Origin of the sequence: Kribbella sp. CA-293567, from assembly GCF_027627575.1 — a bacterium.
Taxonomy (GTDB): domain Bacteria; phylum Actinomycetota; class Actinomycetes; order Propionibacteriales; family Kribbellaceae; genus Kribbella.
Genome location: NZ_CP114065.1, coordinates 6,199,140 through 6,220,823, shown reverse-complemented (window position 1 = coordinate 6,220,823; position 21,684 = coordinate 6,199,140). Strand labels below are relative to the sequence as shown.

Here is a 21,684-nt window from a genome sequence, read left to right as displayed (position 1 = left end):
AACAGATCCCCCGATGGGATTTTATGGAACCTGGTTCCACTAATCTGCCGGAGTGAGAGTCCACCGCGTCCATCGCGACGACAGGCATCGATTCAGCAAGTCGCCGGCCGGCGAGATCGAGTTGATCGAGGGCTTCGGGGTGGAGGGCGACGCGCACGCGGGCGCGACCGTGCAGCATCTTCATCTGCAGCGGAGGAACCGGACGGCCCCGAACCTCCGGCAGGTCCACCTGATCCCGCTGGAGATGCTGGACGAGTTGGCGGTCAACGGGTACGACGTGGCGCCCGGCGAACTGGGCGAGAACATCGTCACCGCGGGCCTCGACCTGTTCGAACTCCCGGTCGGGACCACGCTCCACCTCGGCGACACCGCGATCCTCACAGTGACCGGACTACGGGACCCCTGTAGCCAGATCAACAAACTCCGAAAGGGCCTGCTCAAACAGGTCCTGACCAAGACGGAGGACGGCTCGATCGTCCGCAGAGCCGGAATCATGAGCGTGGTCACGGTCGGAGGAACGGTCCGGCCCGGCGATCAACTGACGATCACCCTCCCGCCCGCCCCCCACGAACCGCTCGACCTGGTCTAGAGCCGTCCGGCCTTTTTGAGGGCCAGGTAGGTGTCGGCCAGCGCCGGGGCGATCTGTTCGGGGTTCTCGTCGACCACGGTGGCGCCGGCCCGGGTGAGGACGGCGGTGACGCGTTCGCGGTCGAGGCGGGTGCGGGCGGCGGAGGCGGCGCCGTAGATCTCGATCATGTCGGAGCGCATCGTCTCCAGTTCTGTCAGGCGAGGGTCGGCGACAGAGGCCAGTACTACGACGTGGCGGCGGAGGAGCGGGCCGATGACGGGCAGTAGGGACTCCTCGATCACCGCTGGGTCCAGGCCGGTCAGGATGACGACCAGCGAGCGTTGGCCGAGGCGTTCGAGCACCTGGGAGACGACCACGCGGAAGTCTGTTTGGACGAGTTGGGCGTCCACGTTGGCCAAGGCGTTGACGAACGACGGCAGCACGTCCTGCGGTGCCGGGCGGCGGACGTCCGCGCGGACCTCGGAATCGCAAGCCAGCAAGGAGACCCGGTCGCCGGCGCGGGTCGCCAGCGCGGCCAGCAGCAGCGCGGCGTCCATGGCATGGTCCAGTCGTGGGGCGTCCCCGACCCGTCCGGCCGACATCCGGCCGGAGTCGATCACGATGGCCACCTGGCGGTCACGCTCGGGACGCCAAGTACGCAGTACGACGCTGTCGCGGCGGGCAGTCGCACGCCAGTCGATGCTCCGGACGTCGTCGCCCGGCACGTAGTCCCGCAGTGAGTCGAACTCGGTGCCCTGACCCCTTACCAGCAAGGCGGTTCGGCCATCGAGCTCGCGCAGCCGAGCAAGCCGCGAGGGTAGGTGCTTGCGGCTGTTGAACGGCGGTAGCGCCCGCACGGTCCACGGCACCTTGTGCGACCCCTGCCGCCCAGCGAACCCGAGCGGCCCGATCGACCGCACCGTCACCCGGTCAGCATGCCGATCCCCGCGCCTGGTGGGCACCAGCCGAGTTGTCAGCCGCCGTCGCTCGCCGTTGGGCAGGTCAAGCTTGTGCGGCCCATCCTGTACGCCGGCAGACGGCGGCCACGCATCTCGCAACAGCCCCTTGACCCGACGCCCGGGATTGGCCACCAGCAACGTCACCACAGCTTGCTGGCCCAACCGCACCGCAGTGTCGCCTTCCCGGCTGAGCTGCAGCCGCCGTGGCGACCCTGCCAGCAGCAGGTCGACCAGGCACACCAGCAGAACCACAGCGACCACTACGCCGACTCCGGCCCACCGCGGCATCACTACGGCGACGAAGACGACTCCCAGCCCGGCAAGCACGCCGGCCCGGCCAGTGAGGACCATCAGCGAGGCACTGGCACCGTGGCCAGCACACTCTCCAGTACTGCGTCCGCCGTCACGCCCTCCAGCTCTGCCTCCGGCCGGATCTGCACCCGGTGCCGCAGGCAAGGACGTGCCATCGCCTTCACGTCGTCAGGGATCACGTAGTCGCGCCCCGACAACCAGGCCCATGCCCGAGACACAGCAAGCAGCGCAGTGGCACCACGAGGCGACACCCCGAGCTGCAGCGACGGCGACTGCCGAGTCGCACGACACAGGTCGACCACATAGGCCAGCACGTCCTCCCGTACCGCGACCCGCCGCACCGCGGCCTGCCCGGCCAGCAGGTCCTCAGGACCGGCCACCGGACGCAACCCGGCCGCGGCAAGATCACGCGGATCGAACCCCTGCGCGTGCCGGGCCAGTACTGCGATCTCCGCGTCCCGCGGCGGAATCTCCAGCGTCACCTTGAGCAGGAACCGGTCCAGTTGCGCCTCGGGCAACGGATAGGTGCCCTCGTACTCGATCGGGTTCTGCGTGGCGGCGACGACGAAGGGGTTCGGCAGCAGCCGGGGTTCACCGTCGACGGTGACCTGCCGCTCCTCCATCGCCTCCAGCAGCGCGGCCTGCGTCTTCGGCGGCGTCCGGTTGATCTCGTCCGCGAGCAGGATGTTGGTGAACACCGGGCCCTTGCGGAACTCGAACTCACTGGTCTTCGCGTCGTACACCAGCGATCCGGTCACGTCACCGGGCATCAGGTCGGGCGTGAACTGGACCCGCTTGGTCTCCAGCCGCATCGCCATCGACAGCGCCCGCACCATCAGCGTCTTCGCCGTCCCAGGGACGCCCTCCAGCAGGACGTGGCCGCGGCAGAGCAGGGCGAGCACCAGCGCGGTCACGGCGGTCTCCTGGCCGACCACGGCCTTGCCGATCTCGGTGCGCAGCTCGACCAGTGCCTGCCTGGCCCGTTCGGGGGTGACCTCGGTAGCGGTCGTCACGGGTGTCGTACCTCCAGCGTCAGCAGGTCCAGCTGATGGGACAGGAACATGAGGCCGGAGTCGTCGGCCGGTGGTTGACCATAGAGCAGTTCGAAGAGCATTGCCGGATCCCTGCCGGTGCGGGCCGCGACTGTCGTCACCACGGCGATCGGCTCGGCCCGGCGGGGGATCCCGTGGGCCTTCTGAAGCTTGCCCAGAGCAGACTCGCGCAGCGCGGCCGCAGCACGATCACGAGCTCTGGAACGGCGGTAGAGCCGCGCCCGGCCCTCAGTGGTCTCGGCCGCGTGCACGATGACCGGCAACGGCTCCGGTACGACGGGTCCGAGCCGCCGGCCGCGCCAGATCGCCACCACGAACGCGGCGAAGGCCAGAGCCCAGGCGATGTACCGAACGTCCGGCGGGACCAGCGGCGGCCCGTCGGCATCGCTGTTGCGGCTACTGCTGCTCTCGTACTGCGGTAGGTACCAGACCAGGTCCGAGTGAGTGCCCAGCAGGTTCAGTGCGAGCGCCGCATTGCCGTCGTCGGCCAGTTCGGCGTTGGTGAAGGTCCGAGAAGACCCCACTACGTCCACAGTCTTGCCGCCGGTCTCGAGCCGGATCACCGTGTGGTTGATGCCGTCGCCGTAGCAGGCGATTGCCGAGTCGGGAGCGGAGTACGAGACGCCGGCGACGGTCGCAGTACCGGCTTTGACTGCCGCAGGGAGATCGCAGCCAGGGGAGCGGCTGCGCTTCGGCAGAGTCTCCGACGAGTTCCGTACGCCGGGGGCAACGGCCTCCAGAGCTCGAGTCGTGGGCCGGATGAGCACCACGTGGCTCCAACTGCCGTTGGCGATCCGCTCCCAGTCGGAGCGGCGAAGAGAGCCGCCTGGCGCGATCAGCAGCGTGCGGCCGGCCCCGGAGCCGAGGGCGTCCTTGAGGTCCTCTGTGCCGGTCACGTCGACGCCGTGGTCTTCGAGCAGAGCAGCCAAGGCTTTGGTGCCCGACGGCTCAGCAGAGTCCGGGCTGAAGGGCCCCGAGGTCCTAGCGGCTCCGGCGATCAGCAGAACCAGTACGCCGAGCACCACGATGCCGGTGACCAGCATGGGCAGCCGCAACGCCCGCCACGCCTCGGAACCGCTCCGGCCGAGCGCCGTGCTCACTCCTGCACCAACTGCCGGGTCGACACGTGCCGGGCGGCCTCATCGGCCATCACTACTTGGGCATAGCGCTCCGCAGTTCCGGGTCGGTTGCCATAGACAACCTCCGTGAAGACGAGCGCCGCCGGCTGCAGTGGCTCCCGCAGCGCCGGTACGACGCGGCCCGCGTCCGCCACCGCCTCGTACGCCGTTCGCCCCGGCCTGTCGTCGAGCACAGTGCGCTCGGTCAGCTCAGCAACACAAGCACGGAACCTGCTACGCACAGCGGCCGTGTAGTTGCCGCCGGCCGCCTCACCCTCAGCCTGGGCCCGGTACTGCGACGCGCTGCGTGGCCGGTCGCTCTCGAAGACGGTCTGACTCTTGGTGCCACGGGTGGTGCGCAGCACGCCGGCTCGCCAGAGGACCACCACCGCGACCAGCGCGATCAGCCCGACGAGCATCAGCACCCCCGCGTTGCCGTCCGGAGACTGCCCGGTCAGGTCGGCCAGCATGTCGGTGATCCATTCGAGCACCTGGTTGACGATCCGGGACACGACGTTGTCGCCCGCCTGTCCGTACGCCGGTTTGGCCAGCTCCCTGGCGGCCTCCCGCGCGGCCTCGTCGCGACCGATGTCGATCGGTGGCTCCAGGAACACCCTGGGCGTCACAGGATCGACCCCGGCTGCCGCAGGCCCGGTCCGGGCTCAGGCCGGAGGGCGGGACGCAGCCACAGATCCAGCCCTTCACGCCGGACCCGCAGGTCGAGGTAGATGAGGGCCTGCACGGCCGACATGAAGGCAAGGCTCGCGATCAAGGTCAGCACGGTCGCCACCCCGGCGGCGACCCCGAGGACGACGGCAACGACGGTCGCGCTGCTGTCCTGGCTTCCGTCGGCCCAGGAGCCCAGCGTGGCGATCAGAGTGCCGATGCCGAACTGCAGTGCGTAGCTGACGATGTTCACCACCACCCCACCGAACAGCAGGATGCCGAGCACCCGCCAGAACTTGCCCCGCACCAGCTGCCAGGACCGTCGCAGAGAGCCCCAGATACCTACCCTGGCAGGGATGTAGAGCCCGATGTCGGGAGCGTGCTTGCCTTCCATCAGCACCACCGTGCCGGCCAGCACGAGCCGGATCCCGAAGACCAGCACCAGCACGCCGCCGACCAGGACCAGCAGCACCGCGACCAGTCCGGCCACCTCCGACGAGATCATCGCGTCTGCTCCGGCCCCGGCGCCGAAGACGCCCAGGCCCCAGCCGGCGATCACCACGACGAAGCAGAGGGACTGGACGATGCCGACGCAGGCGAGAGCGGGCAGCGAACGGCGTACCAGCCGGAGCAGCTCTCGTGGACCCACCCGGTTGGCCAGCTGACTGCGGACGGCGGCCAGGGCGATGATGCCGGACAGCATGCTCGACACCACGGCGAACAGGACGAGCTGCAGTCCGTACATGACCAGCATCGAGATGCCGGCCTGCTCGAAGGGTGAGTCGGCGTCGAAGAAGCCGCTGATGCCGCCGGGCACGGTCAGCTGGGTCAGCGCGGCCTGGACGGCGGCCAGGCCGATCCCGGCCAGTACGGGCAGGCCGAGCATGATCGCCTTGTTGTCGGAGATGGTCCGGGCGGCGTTGTCGAGCAGGTCGGCCGGCAGCCACGGGCGGAGCGGTTCGGCGTACTCCGCACTCTCCTGGACGCCGATGTCGTCGCGCATGCCCCGCCCCCTCCCTGGGGTGTCTTTGTTTTGTCACGGACCCCTGCAGTGCACCATGATCACAGCCCGGACGGTTCATACCGCCATTCGCACGGTCCCGCTCGGCGATCCGGCGTGTGCGCTACCCGGGGAATGGGACACTATCCGTAGTGCGTACGATCGGCGCCCGCTGGGCGCAAGCCAGATCCGGACCGGCCGTGACAGTACAAGGAGCAAGGCGTGGCAGAAGGTAACCGGACGATGCGGGGCCGAGTCCTCATCGTCGATGACGACACGGCGCTGTCCGAGATGCTCAGCATCGTGCTGCGCAACGAGGGCTACGACACCTATCTGGTCGCCACCGGCGACAAGGCGGTGCCGGCCTTCCGTGAGTTCAAGCCCGACCTGCTGCTGCTCGACCTGATGCTGCCGGGGATGGACGGGATCGACGTCTGCCGCGCGATCCGGGCCGAGTCCGGCGTACCGATCGTGATGCTGACCGCCAAGAGCGACACCGTGGACGTGGTGCTGGGCCTGGAGTCCGGCGCCGACGACTACGTGGTGAAGCCGTTCAAGCCGAAGGAGCTGGTGGCCCGGATCAGGGCCCGGCTGCGCCGGATGGACGAGCCCGGTCCGGAGTCGCTGACGATCGGCGACCTGACCATCGACGTGGCCGGTCACTCGGTCAAGCGCAGCGGCGAGACGATCCAGCTCACCCCGCTGGAGTTCGACCTGCTGGTCTGCCTGGCCTCCAAGCCCTGGCAGGTCTTCACCCGTGAGGTGCTGCTCGAGCAGGTCTGGGGCTACCGGCACGCCGCCGACACCCGGCTGGTCAACGTGCACGTCCAGCGGCTGCGGTCCAAGATCGAGAAGGATCCCGAGCACCCCGAGATCGTGGTGACCGTGCGCGGCGTGGGTTACAAGGCCGGTGCGGACTGATCGAGTACGGACGCGACGACCAGTCGCAGGCGGACAAGCCGGCGGCCGAGCCGGAGCCCCGCGGAACCGAGATCGAGCTCACCGCCGCAGGGGCTGACTGGCACGCCCAGCCGCAGCCGCTGTGGCGGACCCATCCGCGGTACTGGCCGGACGTCTGGCGGCGCTCGATCCAGGCGAGGATCGTCACCGGCACCCTGCTGATGTCGATGATCGTGCTGATCCTGGTCGGCTGGGTGATGATGAGCCAGGTCACCGACGGCATCCTGGAGTCGCGCCGCGACTCCGCGCAGAAGGAGGCCGTCGCCCAGCTGGCCTCGCTGTCCGGCTCGCTGAACGCGGCCGACGCGGGCGCGATCCAGCTGAAGCTGTCGCAGCTGGTCGCGGGCTCGAACCGGCCCGGCCTGTACGAGGTGGTGCTGATCCCGAGCGACAGCGCCGAGTCGAACGCGATCCGCACCACCGGTCTGGTCGAGAGCGACTCGATCCCGACCGAACTGCGCGCCTCGGTCTCCCGGGACGAGACCATGCTCTGGGACACCTACGTCCGGATCAAGTACACCAACGGCCAGAGCGAGCCGGGGCTGGCGATCGGCTCCCAGCTGCGAGTGCTGAACGCCAGCGCCCAGCGGTACGAGGTGTACTTCCTGTTCCCGCTCACTGCTCAGAGGGAGACGCTGGAAGTCGTCCAGCGCGCCCTCCTGACCGCCGGACTGCTGCTGGTCGTCCTGCTCGGCGGCGTGGCCTGGCTGGTCACCCGGCAGGTCGTGACACCGGTCCGGATGGCCCGGCGGATCGCGGAGCGACTCGCGGCCGGCCGGCTGGAGGAGCGGATGCAGGTCCGCGGTACCGACGACCTGGCCCGGCTGGCGGTCTCGTTCAACAAGATGGCCAGCAACCTGCAGCAGCAGATCCGCCGGCTGGAAGAGCTGTCGCGGCTGCAGCGCCGGTTCGTCTCCGACGTCTCGCACGAGCTCCGCACCCCGCTCACCACAGTCCGGATGGCAGCCGACCTGCTGCACGACATCCGCGACGACTTCGACCCGATCAGCCGCCGCTCGGTCGAGTTGCTGCAGAACGAGCTCAACCGGTTCGAGGAACTGCTCGCCGACCTGCTCGAGATCAGCCGCTTCGACGCCGGCGCCGCGGCGCTCGACCTGGAGGACATCGACCTGCGCGACATCGTCGCGCGGGTGCTGGAGAACCACGAGACGCTCTTGGAGCGCAAGGGCGCCGAGGTCCGGCTGGAGATGCCGGAACCGTGCCGGGCCCAGGTGGACTCGCGCCGGATCGAGCGGATCCTGCGCAACCTGATCGGCAACGCGATCGAGCACAGTGAGGGCCGGCCGATCGTGATCAGCACGGCTTACGACGAGGAGGCCGCGGCGGTGGCCGTCCGCGACCACGGTGTCGGTTTCCGGGCCGAGGAGGCCGAGATGGTGTTCAGCCGGTTCTGGCGGGCCGACCCGGCCCGGGCCAGGACCACCGGCGGCACCGGGCTGGGCCTGTCGATCGCGCTCGAGGACGCCCGGCTGCACGGTGGCCGGCTGGACGCCTGGGGATCCCCGGGCGACGGCGCGTACTTCCGGCTCACGCTGCCCCGCCGCCCCGACATCGTGCTGACCGGCTCGCCGCTGCCGCCCCGGCCCGCCGACGCCGCCCGGGTGGTGACCGAGATGTCGCTGGTCGACGTCGGAGCGCCGTACCAGAAGCTGACCGGTGGTGACGACTCGTGAAGCGCCGACTGCTGACCACGCTGCTGGCGACCGCGCTGCTGGCGGCCGGTTGCGCGACCGTGCCGGCCAAGGGCCCGATCCGCGGCAGCAGCCAGGACGCCCCGGCCTCGAACAACAACGGGATCGGCGTCGAGGCGCGGCCACCGCGGCCGAACGCCGAGCCGCTGCAACTGGTCAACGGCTTCCTCGAGGCGATGTCGGACTCCCGGGCCTTCGACGTCGCCCGGGAGTACATGACCGCGGAGGCGGCGGGCGCCTGGAAGCCCGAGTCCCAGATCATGGTCTACGACCAGAGCGCGAGCTCCGGGGTCTCGCTGGCCTCCGACGGTGTGGTGCAACTGTCGGCGCCGCTGATCGCGACCATCGACTCCCGCGGCACCTGGACGCCCGCGCCGGCGCCGCGGACCCTGACCTGGAAGTTCGCCCTGACGGAGGTGTCCAAGGAGCTCCGGATCGTGAAGGCGCCGCCCGGCGTGTTCCTGGGCAGCAACCAGCTCGACTCCAAGCTCACTCCGCGCGCCCTCTACTTCTTCAACCCGTCCAAGCGGCTGCTGGTCCCGGACCCGGTCTTCCTGCCCTTCAACCTCTCTTCCGGCCAGGCGGCGACCCAGCTGGTGCAGGAGTTGCTGAAGGGCCCGACCGGCCGGCTCGGCAACGGCGTCGTCTCGCTGGCGCCGCCGGGCACCACGGTGAACGTCTCGGTCCCGGTCGAGAACGGCGTCGCCACGGTGGCGCTCAGCGACACGGTCACCGCGCTGACCGACCCGCAGGACCGGGAGAAGCTGGCTGCCCAGATCACCAGGACGCTGCGCCCGATCACCGACCGGGTCCGGATCACCGTCGAGGGCGCGCCGCTGCTGCCCGACCAGGAAGACGTACTGCAGTTCACGAACCTGTTCAGCCAGTACGACCCGTCCGTGCTGAACGGGCGGCTCAAGGACCTGTACGGCCTGCGGAACGGCAAGATCCAGCGCATTCTGGGCCAGGACGACGGCCAGACGATCGAGGCCCGGCCGATGATCGAGAGCCCGCTGTACTCGTACTCCGCGCAGTCGTTCGCGGTCAGCCTGGGCGGTGCCACCGGAGCGATCGTCACCACCACCAAGGGCGGCCGGCCGAGCGTCGTGGTCGGCTCGCTGGAGGCGCCGAAGAACGAAGAGGCCGAGACGGCGATCGCGGCCGAGGGCAAGGTGCTGCGGCCGAGCTACGACAACGAGGAGAACCTCTGGATCCTGGACCGGGCCAATGGTGCGACGCCCAGGCTCCGGGTGCGGGGCCAGGACGGCAAGCTCCGGTTCGTCCAGACCAAGTTCGACGGGGCCACCCCGATCGCGCTGCGGATGGCGCCGGACGGCGTCCGCGCACTGCTGGTGGTGCAGTCGAAGGGGGTGAACTCCGTCCTGACCGCGACGGTCGAGACGAACGACCAGGAGCAGTTGGTGCTCGGCAGGTTCAAGCCGCTGCAGTTGCGGCTGGCCGATATCACCGACGCGGCCTGGAGCAACACCGGAGTGCTGGTGGCCGGCAAGGCGCTCAAGGGTGACCAGGCGCGGCCATGGCAGGTCAACATGGACGGCTCGCAGCGGCGCGTGATCCCGGGCGGGAGCGACAAGTTCGACGCGGTGCTGGTCGCCTCCAACCCGAACATCGACACCCTGCCCGCCGTGCAGGACAGCAACAAGCAGTTGCACTGGCAAGGCAAGGACCTGACCTGGATCGATCTGGCCGAGGGCCCAGAAGGCCAGATCACTCCCGTCTACCCGGGCTGACCAGGGTTTTCCACAGGTCGGCCCGGCCTCGGTTGCGGCCGGACCGGCGATCGCGGATCGTGATCCGGGTGGCTGCTGCGGGACGCGCTCGTCGATCTCGTGCTGGGTGGGCGCTGTGCGGGCTGCGAGCGACCCGGGGTGTCGCTGTGCCCGGGATGCAGGCTCGCGCTCGCCACCAGTACGCCGTACCGGGCCTGGCCTGATCCGGTGCCTGCCGAGTTGCGGGTGACGACGGCGACCACGGAGTACGACGGAATCGTGCGAGCGGTGATCCTCGCGCACAAGGAGCATGCGCGCTATCCGCTGGCGCGGCCGCTCGGCGACACGCTGGCGCTGGCGATCCAGGCCGCGCTGGGACCGGGCCGCGCGGCCTGGCTCTGTCCGGTGCCGTCCTCGCCGGCCACGGTCCGGCGGCGTGGGCACGACCCCCTGCGCCGCATCACGAAGGTTGCCGTGCACCGGCTCCGCCGCGGTGGGTACGACGTACGGGTCGCCGACGCGCTGACCGTCGTACGGCGTCCGCGGGACCAGGCCGGCCTGTCCGCCGAGGACCGGGCGACCAACCTGGCGGGGGCTTTCGCGGCGCGTTCGCGCTGGGCTGAAAGGCTGACCGGTCAACCGGTGATCGTGGTCGACGACGTGCTGACCACCGGATCCACGCTCGCCGAAGCCTGCCGGTCCTTGTCATCACAGGGAATTCCGGTCCTCGGCTGTGCCGTGCTGGCCGCCACCCGGCGGCGCGTGGTGCCCGGTTCATGAAACCGTCCCTACCGGTTTTCGCAGAAGCCGACTAGCGTTGGCCTATGACACCCGCTTGGGCTTGTCGAACTGGGATGTGGACGAGGACCGGATCAGCCGGATTCCTTCCCACGGAGTTCGCCGGGCCGCACAGCGGGTGTTGTCGTTTCGGGCGTCCGAACCGCGGTTACGGGGGTCCGAAGACGTAACAGAGTCGCCGATCGATGGAGGTTTCCGTGGACGTCGTTGTCAAGGGTCATCACTGCGAGGTCAGTGACCGCTTCCGGCAGTACGTCGAGGAAAAACTCGAGCGGATCGAGAAGGTCGATCACCGGGTACTGCGATGCGAAGTAGAAGTCAGCCAGGAGAAGAACCCGCGACAGCACGACCGGGCGATGCGCGTCGAGCTCACCATGTACACCAAGGGGCCCGTGGTCCGGGCCGAAGCCTGTGGTGAGACAAAGCAGGCAGCGTTCGACGTCGCCCTGGACCGGTTGCAGGCACAGGTCCGCAAGGCGGCCGACCGCCGCCGGTTGCACACCGGCCAGCACGCTCCCGAGGGGCTGCGGCACATCGCCGCCAAGCAGGCGGCCAACGGCATCGCCGCGGAGGTCGAGGAGACCGAGGACGACAACGCGATCCCGACGCAGAAGTTCGGCTCGCTGACGGTGACCGGCGACGGGCCGCTGGTGATGCGCGAGAAGACCCACACGGCCAAGCCGATGTCCCTGGACCAGGCGCTCTACGAGCTCGAACTGGTCGGGCACGACTTCTACCTGTTCGTCGATGCCGACGAGAACCAGCCGAGTGTGGTCTACCGGCGCCGCGGCTACGACTACGGCGTGATCCGGCTGTCTGTCTGACTCCGGGAGGAGCCAAAGAACGAGGGGCCCGGTCCAGTTGGACCGGGCTCCTCGTTTCCTTCCCCTGTGAAGGTTCGGGGTGCGTTGCGGCTAGCTGTCGATCTGGGCCTGCAGCGTCGCGGCGTAGGTGGCTACCTCGGCGTAGACGCCCGGGTTGCCGGCCTCGGCGCAGCCGATACCCCAGGAGACGACACCGAAGAGCCGGCCGTTCAGGACCAGCGGGCCACCGGAGTCGCCCTGGCAGGAGTCCTTGCCGCCGTCCTCGTAGCCGGCGCAGATCTCACCGGCGGCCGTATAGCCCTCGCTCGCGTACGCCGAGGTGCAGTACGCGTCGCCCAGCACCGGTACGGCGACCTTCTGGAACGTGTCGGCGGGACCGGTGTTCTTCGTGGAGCCCCAGCCGAACACGACCGAGGCGGCACCGGCGGCGTCCGCTGCGGTGCTGGTCTCGAGTGCCAGCGTCGGTACGCCGTCGAACGGTGTCGCCAGCGTCATCACCGCGACGTCGTGGCCGGGAGACTTCCCGTACTCCGGGTCGGCCCAGATGCTGGTGATCTTGGAGCTCTTGCCGCCGGTGTCGGACAGCTTGTCGCGGCCCTGGATCGCGGTGTACGTGCCGGCCGCCGCAGTCGCGCAGTGGGCGGCGGTGACGATCTTGTTCGGCGCGACCAGCGTGGCGCCGCAGTACTGGCCGCTGGGGACCGGGGAGCCGCTGTTGTTCAGCGCGATCGCCCACGGCGCATCGGCCGTACTGGCGAGCTCACCGCCGACGATCCGGGTGTGCGGTACGCCGGGCGTCGGTACGCCGGGCGTCGGCGCGGCGCTGGCCGTAACCGCTCCGAGGGACGCCGCGGTCAGCGCACCCGCCGCGAGAACGGCCCGAACCAGTTGCAGTCTTCCTGACATGCCTCACACTCCAGGGGTGATTGGGGCGGCGCGGGCGGCGCTGCCTTCCCGCAGACTCTCCCGGCTACGACAGGTAGCGCACCTCTCACTTGCGGTAACACCGAAGTTATGACCACTTTCGTCCCTACACTCAGTCGGTCGGATCGCAGCGAGGAGAGCCCGATGGGGACTGTGAGTTACGAGGTGCTCGGGCCGCTGGCCGTCCGGCGGAACGGCATCCGGCGGGATGTGGGCCCCGAGCAACGGCAGCGCATTCTGGCCGCCCTGCTGCTGCGAGCGAACCAGGCGGTTCCGCTGACCGACCTGATCGCCGCGGCCTGGGTGGGCAGACCGCCCGCGGATGCGGATCAGGTGGTCAGCAACCACATCGCCGTACTGCGCGACCTGGTCGATCCGCAGCGGACGGTCAGCACCGGTGAGCTGCTGATCACGCTGGCGGACGGCAGCTACGTGCTGTGCGTCGAGCCTGGCGACAGTGACCTCGACCAGTTCAGCAGGAACGTCGAGCGCGCCGAGGAGTTGTGGGCCGCAGGCAACGGTGACGAGGCCGGCAAGCTACTTCGCAGCGCGCTGGCGCTCTGGCACGGCACACCGCTGGAAGATCTGAGCGGGCCGCTGTTCGACAGTGCGCGGCAAGAGCTGTCCGCGGCTCGGTCGAACGCGCAGGAGTCGCTCGCGAGGATCGAGGCCGGACAGCAGGCTGCGACTCCGGCTCCACCACCCGCTGCCTATGCGGCGCCGCCTCTCGTGCAGGCTCCTGAGCGGTCGGGGGCCACGCTGGTGGTGCTGAAGCTTCTCGGTGCCGCCGTACCGGTCGTCACGATCGGATTCCTCGGCTGGGTGGTCACTGCCGGAGTGGCGATCAAGCAGCGCAGCATCGCGCTCGGGATCTCGGCCGCCGCCTATCTCGCCGTCGTCGTGTGGTTCACGGTCTACGTGATGGTTCCCGACGGTCCGGAGATCTCCGACGGCCAGGGGCTGGTCACGCTCGTCTATCTGCTGGCCGGGATGGCCTGCTCCGTCCAGGCCGCGGTCGTCATCGGCAGCCCCAGGCGCCGCGGTGCACTGCAACCGCCGTACCGGCTCCAGCCGCAGGCGCAGTACCAGCCGCAGTACCAGGCATCGCCGGTGCACCAGCCGCAGTACGGCGCACCGGCCGCGTACCCGCCCGCGCCCGACGCCGTACGCCGGCAACAGGCGCGGGAGCTGGCCCGCACCAATCCCGCGGCCGCGCGTTCACTTGGCATCGGCCGCCCCGACCTGCCCCGGCAGTACGACGACGGCGGGCTGGTCGACCTCAACGACGCCCCCGCCGACCTGCTGGACACGCTGCCCGGCGTCACCGGCAAGCAGGCGGCTGCCATCGTCGTGAGCCGGGCCCAGCAAGGCCGCTTCCGCACGGTCGACGAGCTCTCGACCCGGGGCCTGCTGCCTACCCACCTGCTCCACGAACTCGCCGACCGCCTGGTGATCATCGACATCCAGGACTGACCGCGCGGGTTTTGTCGGTGCCGGCAGGCAGACTTCGTCAGGTGACTGTGGAGGTGTTGTCGACGGCTCAGGCCCGGCGGATCGCGTTGGCCGCTCAGGGGTTCACCGATCCGCGCCCGAAGGGGGTGCCCGACTCGCGCGCGCTGACCCGGGTGCTGGGCCGGATCGGGCTGATCCAGATCGACTCGGTGAACGTGCTGAGCCGCGCGCAGTACCTGCCGCTCTACTCCAGGCTCGGGCCGTATCCGCGGGACCTGCTCGATCGGGCCGCCGGCAAGTCACCGCGCAAGCTGGTCGAGTACTGGGCGCACGAGGCGTCCCTGATCCCGGTCGAGACGCACCCACTGATGCGCTGGCGGATGGCGCGGGCGGCCACCGAGGCGTGGGGCGGACCGCGGGCGATCGCGGTGGAGCGGCCTGAGCTGGTGCGGCAGGTGCTCGCCGACGTGCGCGAGCACGGCCCGCTGACCGCCCGGGAGATCGACGACGACGTGGAGCGCGACCGCAACCACTGGGGCTGGAACTGGTCCGACGTGAAGCGTGCACTGGAGTACCTGTTCTTCGCCGGTGAGATCACGGTGGCCCGGCGGAACCAGCAGTTCGAGCGGATGTACGACGTACCCGAGCGGGTCCTGCCCGCTTCGGTGGTCGCCACGCCGACCCCGACGCCGGAGGAAGCGCACCGCAGGCTGGTCTCGATCGCTGCTCGCGCGCACGGCGTCGCGACCGCGCAGTGCCTGAAGGACTACTTCCGTACGTCGCCCGCCCCGACCGCGCAGGCGATCGGCGAACTGGTCGAGGAGGGTGAGCTGCTCCCGGTCACCATCCAGGGCTGGAAGCGCCCCGCCTACCTGCACCGCGACGCCAAGCTGCCGCGCCGGGTCAACGCCCGGGCCCTGGTCAGCCCGTTCGACTCGCTGGTCTACGAGCGCACCCGCACCGAGGTCCTGTTCGACTTCCGCTACCGCATCGAGATCTACGTCCCCGCGGAGAAGCGCGTCTACGGCTACTACGTACTGCCCTTCCTCCTCGGCGACCGCCTGGTGGCCCGCGTCGACCTGAAGGCGGACCGAACCGCCGGCGTCCTCCTGGTCCAGTCGGCCCACGCCGAGCCCGGCGCCCCCGCCGAGACCCCCGAGGAGCTGGCCGCCGAGCTGGTCCAACTCGCCGGCTGGCTCGGCCTCGACCAAGTCCGGGTAGCCGGCGGCGGCGATCTGACCCCAGCCCTGAGCGTCGCGCTCCGCGGCTTCTGACCACAACCCGTCACACCGGTCGCTCCGCGGCGTACCCGGAACTTTTCGCGTCCTCCAGTCGTGGGTGGAGGAGAGCGCCACTCACTCCGGGGAGTGGGTTGACGCCTGCCGCCCAGTACCATGGGTGGCGCCCGCCAGGCGGGCAGGCCGTGCTGCGTCCGTCACCGGGTACGCACGGTCAGGCACCCGCCGCATTGAAGGCTGCACAGTCAAGGAGTGGACCCCCCACGATGAAGGCGTTCGACAAGTTACTGCGGATCGGCGAGGGCAAGATCGTTCGCAAGCTCGAGACCATCGCCAAGGTGGTGAACTCGATCGAGGACGACTTCACCGGCATGTCCGACGAAGAGCTGCGCGCCCAGACGGCCGACTTCAAGCAACGGGTCGACAACGGTGAGTCCCTGGACGGTCTGCTGCCGGAGGCCTTCGCGGTCGTCCGCGAGGCCGCCAAGCGGACCCTGCACCAGCGCCACTACGACGTCCAGATCATGGGCGGGGCCGCGCTGCACCTGGGCAACATCGCCGAGATGAAGACCGGTGAGGGCAAGACCCTGGTCGGCACCCTGCCGACCTACCTGAACGCGCTGTCCGGCAAGGGCGTTCACGTGGTCACGGTGAACGACTACCTGGCCCGCTTCCAGGCCGAGTGGATGGGCCGGGTGTACCACTTCCTCGGCCTCGACTACGGCGTGATCCTGCCGGAGATGACGCCGGCCGAGCGCCGGCTGGCCTACGGCAAGGACATCACCTACGGTACGAACAACGAGTTCGGCTTCGACTATCTGCGCGACAACATGGCCAACGACATCGGCGACCTGGTGCAGCGCGAGCACAACTACGCGATCGTGGACGAGGTCGACTCGATCCTGGTCGACGAGGCCCGGACCCCGCTGATCATCTCCGGCCCGGCCGAGGACTCGCAGCGCTGGTACGTCGAGATGGCGAACCTGGCCGGCGTGCTCAAGCCCCGGTTCGCCGACGACAAGGTCGCCGAGGACCAGCGCCCGGTCGCCGACTACGAGGTGGACGAGAAGAAGCGCACCGTCGCCATCCTCGAGCGCGGGATCGAGAAGGTCGAGGACCGGCTCGGGATCGACAACCTGTACGAGTCGGCCAACACCCCGCTGATCAGCTACCTGAACAACGCGCTGAAGGCCAAGGACCTGTTCCGCAAGGACAAGGACTACGTGGTCGTCGACGGCGAGGTGCTGATCGTCGACGAGCACACCGGCCGGACCCTGCACGGCCGCCGCTACAACGAGGGTCTGCACCAGGCGATCGAGGCCAAGGAGAAGGTCGAGATCAAGGAGGAGTACCAGACCCTCGCGACGATCACGCTGCAGAACTACTTCCGCCAGTACAACAAGCTGGCCGGGATGACCGGTACGGCACAGACCGAGGCGGCGGAGTTCTCCAAGATCTACGGTCTCGGCGTGGTGCCGATCCCGACCAACAAGCCGATGGTCCGCAAGGACCAGCGCGACCTGATCTACCGCACCGAGGAAGCCAAGTTCGAGGCGGTCGTCGAGGACATCGCGACCCGGCACGAGACCGGGCAGCCGATCCTGGTCGGTACCACCAGCGTGGAGAAGTCCGAGCGGCTGTCCAACCAGCTCCGCAAGCGCAACATCCCGCACGAGGTGCTGAACGCCAAGCAGCACGCGCGGGAGGCCGCGATCGTCGCCGAGGCGGGCCGCAAGAACGCCGTCACGGTGGCCACCAACATGGCCGGCCGTGGTACCGACATCATCCTGGGCGGCAACCCCGAGCACCTGGCCGACAAGGACCTGCGCGCCCGGGGGATCGACCCGGTGGAGTCCGCGGAGGAGTACGAGGCGGAGTACCCGAAGGTCCTGGAGAAGTTCGAGAAGCTGGTCAAGGACGAGCAGGTCGAGGTCCGCGAGGCCGGCGGTCTGTACGTGCTGGGCACCGAGCGGCACGAGTCGCGCCGGATCGACAACCAGCTGCGCGGTCGTTCCGGCCGGCAGGGTGACCCGGGCGAGTCCCGCTTCTACCTGTCGCTGGAGGACGACCTGATGCGCCTGTTCAAGCGCGAGATGGTCGACTGGGCGATGTCGCGCAACGACGACGACACGGTGCCGCTGGAGAACAAGGTCGTCACCAAGGCGATCGCGTCGGCGCAGTCGCAGGTCGAGGCGCAGAACTTCGAGACCCGGAAGAACATCCTCAAGTACGACGACGTGATGAACCGGCAACGGCACGTCGTGTACGCCGAGCGCCGCCGGGTGCTCGAGGGCGCCGACCTGCAGGAGCAGGTGCTGGACATGCTCGACGAGACCATCACCGGCTACGTGCAGGGCGCGACCGCCGACGGCTTCGCCGAGGACTGGGACCTGGACCAGCTGTTCACCGCGCTGAAGACGCTGTACCAGACCCAGCTGACCGAGGAGGAGCTGGTCCAGGAGGCCGGCGGCGACCGCTCCGGGCTGACCCAGGACTTCCTGGTCGAGCGGCTGATCACCGACGCCCGCGAGGCGTACGCGCGCCGCGAGGCGACCCTCGGCACCGAGGCGATGCGGGAGCTCGAGCGCCGGGTGGTGCTGAGCGTGCTGGACCGCAAGTGGCGCGAGCACCTGTACGAGATGGACTACCTGCGTGAGGGCATCGGCCTGCGCGCGATGGCGCAGCGCGACCCGCTGGTCGAGTACCAGCGCGAGGGCTACGACATGTTCGCCGCCATGATGGAGTCCATCAAGGAGGAGTCGGTCGCGTTCATCTTCAACGTCGAGGTCGACATCGAGGCGATGCAGGCCGACCTGGCCGCGCAGGCGGAGCTGGCCGAGCTGGAGGAGACCGAGGCCGAGGACATCCTGGTGCCGGGTGCTCCGGTCGCCGAATTCCCGGGCCGTCAGTCCGATGACGACGAGGACCGGCCGCAGGACACCCCGAAGCTGCGCGCCAAGGGCCTGTCCAACGAGAGCCGGCCGCAGCGGCTGACCTACTCGGCGCCGACGATCGACGGTGACGACGAGGTGTCGGTGCACACCGACGCGGTCGAGGGTGGCGCCCTGGAGTTCCCGGGCACGCCGCGCAACGCGGTCTGCCCGTGTGGCTCCGGCAAGAAGTACAAGCGCTGCCACGGCGATCCGGCCTCGGACGCCTACAAGTAACCGACGCAGTACCTTCGAAGGCCCGTCCCTGTGCTGGGGGCGGGCCTTCGGCTTGGGCGAGAGGAAGTGGACCGATGGCCACCTGGTTGACGGAGACGTTCGGATTGTCGGTGCCGGTGGTCGGCGCCCCGATGGCGAACGTCAGTGGCGGCCGGCTGACCGGCGCGATCTCGGCGGCCGGCGGGCTGGGCATGCTCGGCGCCGGGTCGGCGGTGTCGGCCGACTGGATCCGCACCGAAGGCGCGATCGCGGCGGCGACCGGCAAGCCGTACGGCGTCGGCTTGATGGCCTGGTCGGTCGAGAGCCACCCCGACCACCTGGACGCCGTACTGGAGCTGAAGCCGGCGCTGGCCTCGCTCAGCTTCGGCGACTACACCCCGTACGTCGAACCCCTGCGCGCGGCCGGCATCGTCGTCGCCACCCAGGCCGGCACGGTCGCCGACGCCCAGGAAGCGATCGCGGCCGGAGTCGACGCGATCGTCGTCCGCGGCGCCGAAGCAGGTGGCCACGGGCGCAACGAGGTCGCCACTCTGCCTCTGCTGCAAGCGATCCTCGACCTGACGGACCTCCCGGTGCTGGCCGGTGGCGGCATCTCGGGGCCGCGCGGCCTGGCCGCAGTACTGGCTGCCGGTGCCGCCGGTGGCTGGATCGGCACCGCCTTCCTCACCTGCGAAGAGGCGCTGACCCCCGATGCATCCCGTCAACGCCTCCTGGAGGCCACCGAGACCGACACCGTCTACGGCACGGTCTTCGACGCGGCCTCCCGGGCCGGCTGGCCCGACGAGTACGGCGGGCGCGCCCTCCGCAACACCTTCTACGACACCTGGGAGGGCCGCGAGGACGCCTTGAAGTCCGACGACGAAGGCCACCAGCAGTACGTCGCCGCCACCCGCGGAGCGGACCCCACCTCAGCCTCGCTGTACGCAGGCCAAGGTGTGGGCGCCCTCCGAAAGACCACCACGGCGGCCGAGGTCCTGGCCGATCTCGCCGCCTACAAGGATCTGCTGCGAGCAGCGCTCACAGACTGAGCCGTACCCGCAACGCGGGGTCGAGGTAGTTGCTATGAGCATCTACCAGGTCGTTCGCCAACGCCCAGATCTGCGGAACCGTCAGAGCGGCCGAGGTGGCCGGATCCACCATCAGCGCCTGACGGATCGCCCTCGGGTCCTCTTCCACCGCCGCCCGGACGACCAGTTCGTTGACCCCGAGGTAGGCGCGGTTCAGCGCCGCGCACTGCGCCGGCAACGCGCCGACGGAGGTCGGCTGCACCCCCAGGGAGTCGACCAGGCAGGGAACCTCGACGATCGCGCCGTCCTGCAGGTTCGAGATCGATCCCTGGTTGACCACGTTGCCGTAGATCGTCCGGGGAGTCCCGGTGACGATGCTGTGGATGACCTGCGGCGCGTACTCCATCGTTCCCTCGACCGGCAGCGGCTCACCGGCCTTCAACGCGTCCCGGGTGCCTTCGTAGAGAGCGACGTTCTCCTCCACGATCCGCAGGTAGTCGCCCACCGGCAGCCGCAGCCGCTCCACCTCCGACGCGTCGTGCAGGTACCACGGCACGTACTCCGAGGAGTGCTCGCTCGTCTCGGTCGGATAGTGCCCGAGCCGCCGGTACATGTCGACCCGCACCCGGCGCGCCAGTTCGGGATCGCGAGCGATGCGCTCGTCCAGCGCCGGGTACAGCGACCTACCTTCGTGCTCGAACCGCAGGACCCACGCCTGGTGGTTCACCCCGGCGGCCAGGTAGGACACCTCGTCCAACGGCACCCCGACCAGCGCGGACAGGTCGTGCATCGTCCAGTAGACCGAGTGGCACAGCCCGACGACGTTCTTCACGCCGAGCGCCTTCAGGTACCAGACGTTCATCGCCATCGGGTTCGTGTAGTTCAGCAACCACGCGTCGGGGCAGACCTGCGCGATGTCGGCCGCCAGACCGCGCAGTACCGGGAAGGTGCGGAGGGCGCGGGACACGCCGCCGGCGCCGAGCGTGTCGGCGATGGTCTGCCGTACGCCGTACCGGGCGGGGATCTCGAAGTCGAGCCGGGTCGCCTCGCCCATCCCGACCTGGATGATGTTGATGACGAAGTCGCACCCGTCGAGGGCCGCCCGCCGGTCCAGATGCTCGGTGATCCGTGGCGACATCCCCCGCTCGGCCGCGATCGCCGCCGCGGCGCCGCCGGCGGTCGCCAAGCGCTCAGGATCGATGTCGTGCAGGGCGATGTGCAGCTCACCCAGGTCGGCGAAGCCGAACAGGTCGGCCAGCAGCCCTTGGGTGAAGACGACGCTGCCGGCGCCGATGAAAGCGATCTTCGTCATCGTGCACTCTCCAGAGCAAGCTCCCAGTCGGCCTGCGCGGCAGTACCGCCGGCAGCCCGCGTCGACAACGACCCACAGGCCGCCGCGATCTCCAATGCCCGTTCCCGACCGAGCCCCTTCAGTACTGCGGCCACATACCCCGCGTCGAAGCTGTCTCCAGCCCCAACGGTGTCCACTGGCTCCACAGCGAGCGCAGGCACCGACAGCAGCTTCGAGCCGTCGTGTGCCAGAGCCCCGGCGGCGCCGTTCTTCACCACCACCAGTGGTCCGCGCCGAGCGAGGATGCCGGCCGCGTCCTCCACCACAGGGTGCCCGGTCAGGGCCTGCGCTTCTGCGGCGTTGGGGAACAGGATGTCCGTCACCCGCAGCACCGCGTCCAGTACGACGCGGTCCCACCGCCCACTCGGGTCGTCGTTGGTGTCGAGCGACGTGGTCGCCTTGTTGCTCTTCGCCTCCTTGAACAGCGCCGCAAGCCCACCAGCGAGCTCAGGCATCAAGTAGAACGAGGCAGCGTGCACGTGCCGCACAGACCGCAACAGCTCAGCCGGTACGTCGTACGAGGTGGTGGCGGGCAAGCAGCCAGGTGCAGTGAGGATCGCCCTGTCGCCACCGGAGGTCAGCACGGTCGTCAGGGGAGTGGGGAGCGTCGCGTCGACGACGAGTGCCGACACGTCGACCCCGCGCTCCTGCAACGCAGTACGGACGAAGGCGCCTGCTGCGTCGTCACCTACGCGACCAGCGAAGGCGACACTCAGCCCGAGTCGGGCAGCGCCACACGCCATGATCGCGGCAGAGCCACCGAGTACCAGTGAGCCGTTGTCGACCAGCCGCTCGTGCTGCCCGAACGGCAGTGGATGTGGAACCGGACCAATCACTACATCAGGG

18 protein-coding genes are annotated in these 21,684 nt (G+C 69.4%); 10 read left to right on the top strand and 8 right to left on the bottom strand.

Going from position 1 to position 21,684, the window contains the following annotated elements:
• Positions 1–52: 52 nt before the first annotated feature.
• Entirely contained in the window at positions 53–589 is a 537-nt protein-coding gene (locus tag OX958_RS28785; RefSeq protein WP_270133036.1) for an MOSC domain-containing protein, read from the top strand.
• Here the strand turns inward: OX958_RS28785 and OX958_RS28780 are convergent.
• From OX958_RS28780 to OX958_RS28760, 5 genes are read right to left on the bottom strand one after another with little or no spacing between them, the layout of a single operon-like run.
• Entirely contained in the window at positions 586–1,878 is a 1,293-nt protein-coding gene (locus tag OX958_RS28780) for a DUF58 domain-containing protein (RefSeq protein WP_270133035.1), read from the bottom strand. The genes OX958_RS28785 and OX958_RS28780 overlap by 4 nt on opposite strands.
• Positions 1,878–2,852, bottom strand: coding sequence for an AAA family ATPase (locus OX958_RS28775; protein WP_270133033.1), 975 nt, complete (start codon positions 2,850–2,852; stop codon positions 1,878–1,880). Before OX958_RS28775 ends, OX958_RS28780 begins: the two co-directional genes overlap by 1 nt.
• Positions 2,849–3,991 (bottom strand): DUF4350 domain-containing protein, encoded by a 1,143-nt coding sequence (locus tag OX958_RS28770; RefSeq protein WP_270133031.1) that lies wholly within the window; start codon positions 3,989–3,991, stop codon positions 2,849–2,851. Before OX958_RS28770 ends, OX958_RS28775 begins: the two co-directional genes overlap by 4 nt.
• A complete protein-coding gene (locus OX958_RS28765) occupies positions 3,988–4,635 on the bottom strand; it encodes a DUF4129 domain-containing protein (protein ID WP_270133029.1) in 648 nt (215 codons plus the stop codon). The genes OX958_RS28770 and OX958_RS28765 overlap by 4 nt, the downstream gene beginning before the upstream one ends.
• Positions 4,632–5,678, bottom strand: coding sequence for a hypothetical protein (locus OX958_RS28760; RefSeq protein ID WP_270133028.1), 1,047 nt, complete (start codon positions 5,676–5,678; stop codon positions 4,632–4,634). The genes OX958_RS28765 and OX958_RS28760 overlap by 4 nt, the downstream gene beginning before the upstream one ends.
• A 240-nt stretch (positions 5,679–5,918) precedes the next feature.
• Between OX958_RS28760 and mtrA the strand changes: the two genes are divergently transcribed.
• From mtrA to hpf, 5 genes are all read left to right on the top strand, one after another.
• A complete protein-coding gene (gene mtrA, locus OX958_RS28755) occupies positions 5,919–6,596 on the top strand; it encodes an MtrAB system response regulator MtrA (RefSeq protein ID WP_026163715.1) in 678 nt (225 codons plus the stop codon).
• Positions 6,597–6,796: 200 nt separating this feature from the next.
• Complete coding sequence (gene mtrB / locus OX958_RS28750; RefSeq protein WP_270133026.1) at positions 6,797–8,329, top strand: MtrAB system histidine kinase MtrB; 1,533 nt, start codon at positions 6,797–6,799, stop codon at positions 8,327–8,329.
• Entirely contained in the window at positions 8,326–10,098 is a 1,773-nt protein-coding gene (locus OX958_RS28745) for an LpqB family beta-propeller domain-containing protein (RefSeq protein WP_270133024.1), read from the top strand. Before mtrB ends, OX958_RS28745 begins: the two co-directional genes overlap by 4 nt.
• Before the next feature lie 207 nt (positions 10,099–10,305).
• The gene (locus OX958_RS28740; RefSeq protein WP_270133023.1) at positions 10,306–10,857 is read left to right on the top strand and encodes a ComF family protein; all 552 of its coding nucleotides are present in this window, start codon (positions 10,306–10,308) and stop codon (positions 10,855–10,857) included.
• A 215-nt stretch (positions 10,858–11,072) separates the two neighbouring features.
• On the top strand, positions 11,073–11,699 hold the full coding sequence (gene hpf / locus OX958_RS28735) for a ribosome hibernation-promoting factor, HPF/YfiA family (RefSeq protein ID WP_270139168.1): 627 nt from the start codon (positions 11,073–11,075) through the stop codon (positions 11,697–11,699).
• 90 nt (positions 11,700–11,789) lie between these two features.
• On the opposite strand, the gene OX958_RS28730 is transcribed toward hpf, so the two are convergent.
• Positions 11,790–12,605 carry a S1 family peptidase gene (locus tag OX958_RS28730; RefSeq protein ID WP_270133022.1) on the bottom strand — a complete coding sequence of 272 codons (816 nt, stop codon included), beginning with the start codon at positions 12,603–12,605 and terminating at the stop codon, positions 11,790–11,792.
• A gap of 162 nt (positions 12,606–12,767) precedes the next feature.
• On the opposite strand from OX958_RS28730, the gene OX958_RS28725 reads away from it, so the two are divergent.
• From OX958_RS28725 to OX958_RS28710, 4 genes are all read left to right on the top strand, one after another.
• On the top strand, positions 12,768–14,096 hold the full coding sequence (locus OX958_RS28725) for a BTAD domain-containing putative transcriptional regulator (RefSeq protein ID WP_270133020.1): 1,329 nt from the start codon (positions 12,768–12,770) through the stop codon (positions 14,094–14,096).
• A gap of 47 nt (positions 14,097–14,143) precedes the next feature.
• Positions 14,144–15,349: a winged helix-turn-helix domain-containing protein gene (locus OX958_RS28720; RefSeq protein ID WP_270139166.1), complete on the top strand. Its 1,206-nt coding sequence runs from the start codon at positions 14,144–14,146 to the stop codon at positions 15,347–15,349.
• 230 nt (positions 15,350–15,579) lie between these two features.
• Positions 15,580–18,480 (top strand): preprotein translocase subunit SecA, encoded by a 2,901-nt coding sequence (gene secA / locus OX958_RS28715; protein WP_270133018.1) that lies wholly within the window; start codon positions 15,580–15,582, stop codon positions 18,478–18,480.
• 74 nt (positions 18,481–18,554) lie between these two features.
• On the top strand, positions 18,555–19,508 hold the full coding sequence (locus tag OX958_RS28710) for an NAD(P)H-dependent flavin oxidoreductase (RefSeq protein ID WP_270133017.1): 954 nt from the start codon (positions 18,555–18,557) through the stop codon (positions 19,506–19,508).
• Here the strand turns inward: OX958_RS28710 and OX958_RS28705 are convergent.
• Together OX958_RS28705 and OX958_RS28700 are read right to left on the bottom strand one after the other, a co-directional pair.
• On the bottom strand, positions 19,498–20,799 hold the full coding sequence (locus OX958_RS28705) for an alpha-glucosidase/alpha-galactosidase (RefSeq protein WP_270133014.1): 1,302 nt from the start codon (positions 20,797–20,799) through the stop codon (positions 19,498–19,500). The two genes, OX958_RS28710 and OX958_RS28705, sit on opposite strands and share 11 nt — an antisense overlap.
• On the bottom strand, positions 20,796–21,674 hold the full coding sequence (locus OX958_RS28700) for a carbohydrate kinase family protein (protein WP_270133011.1): 879 nt from the start codon (positions 21,672–21,674) through the stop codon (positions 20,796–20,798). Before OX958_RS28700 ends, OX958_RS28705 begins: the two co-directional genes overlap by 4 nt.
• Positions 21,675–21,684 lie beyond the last annotated feature (10 nt).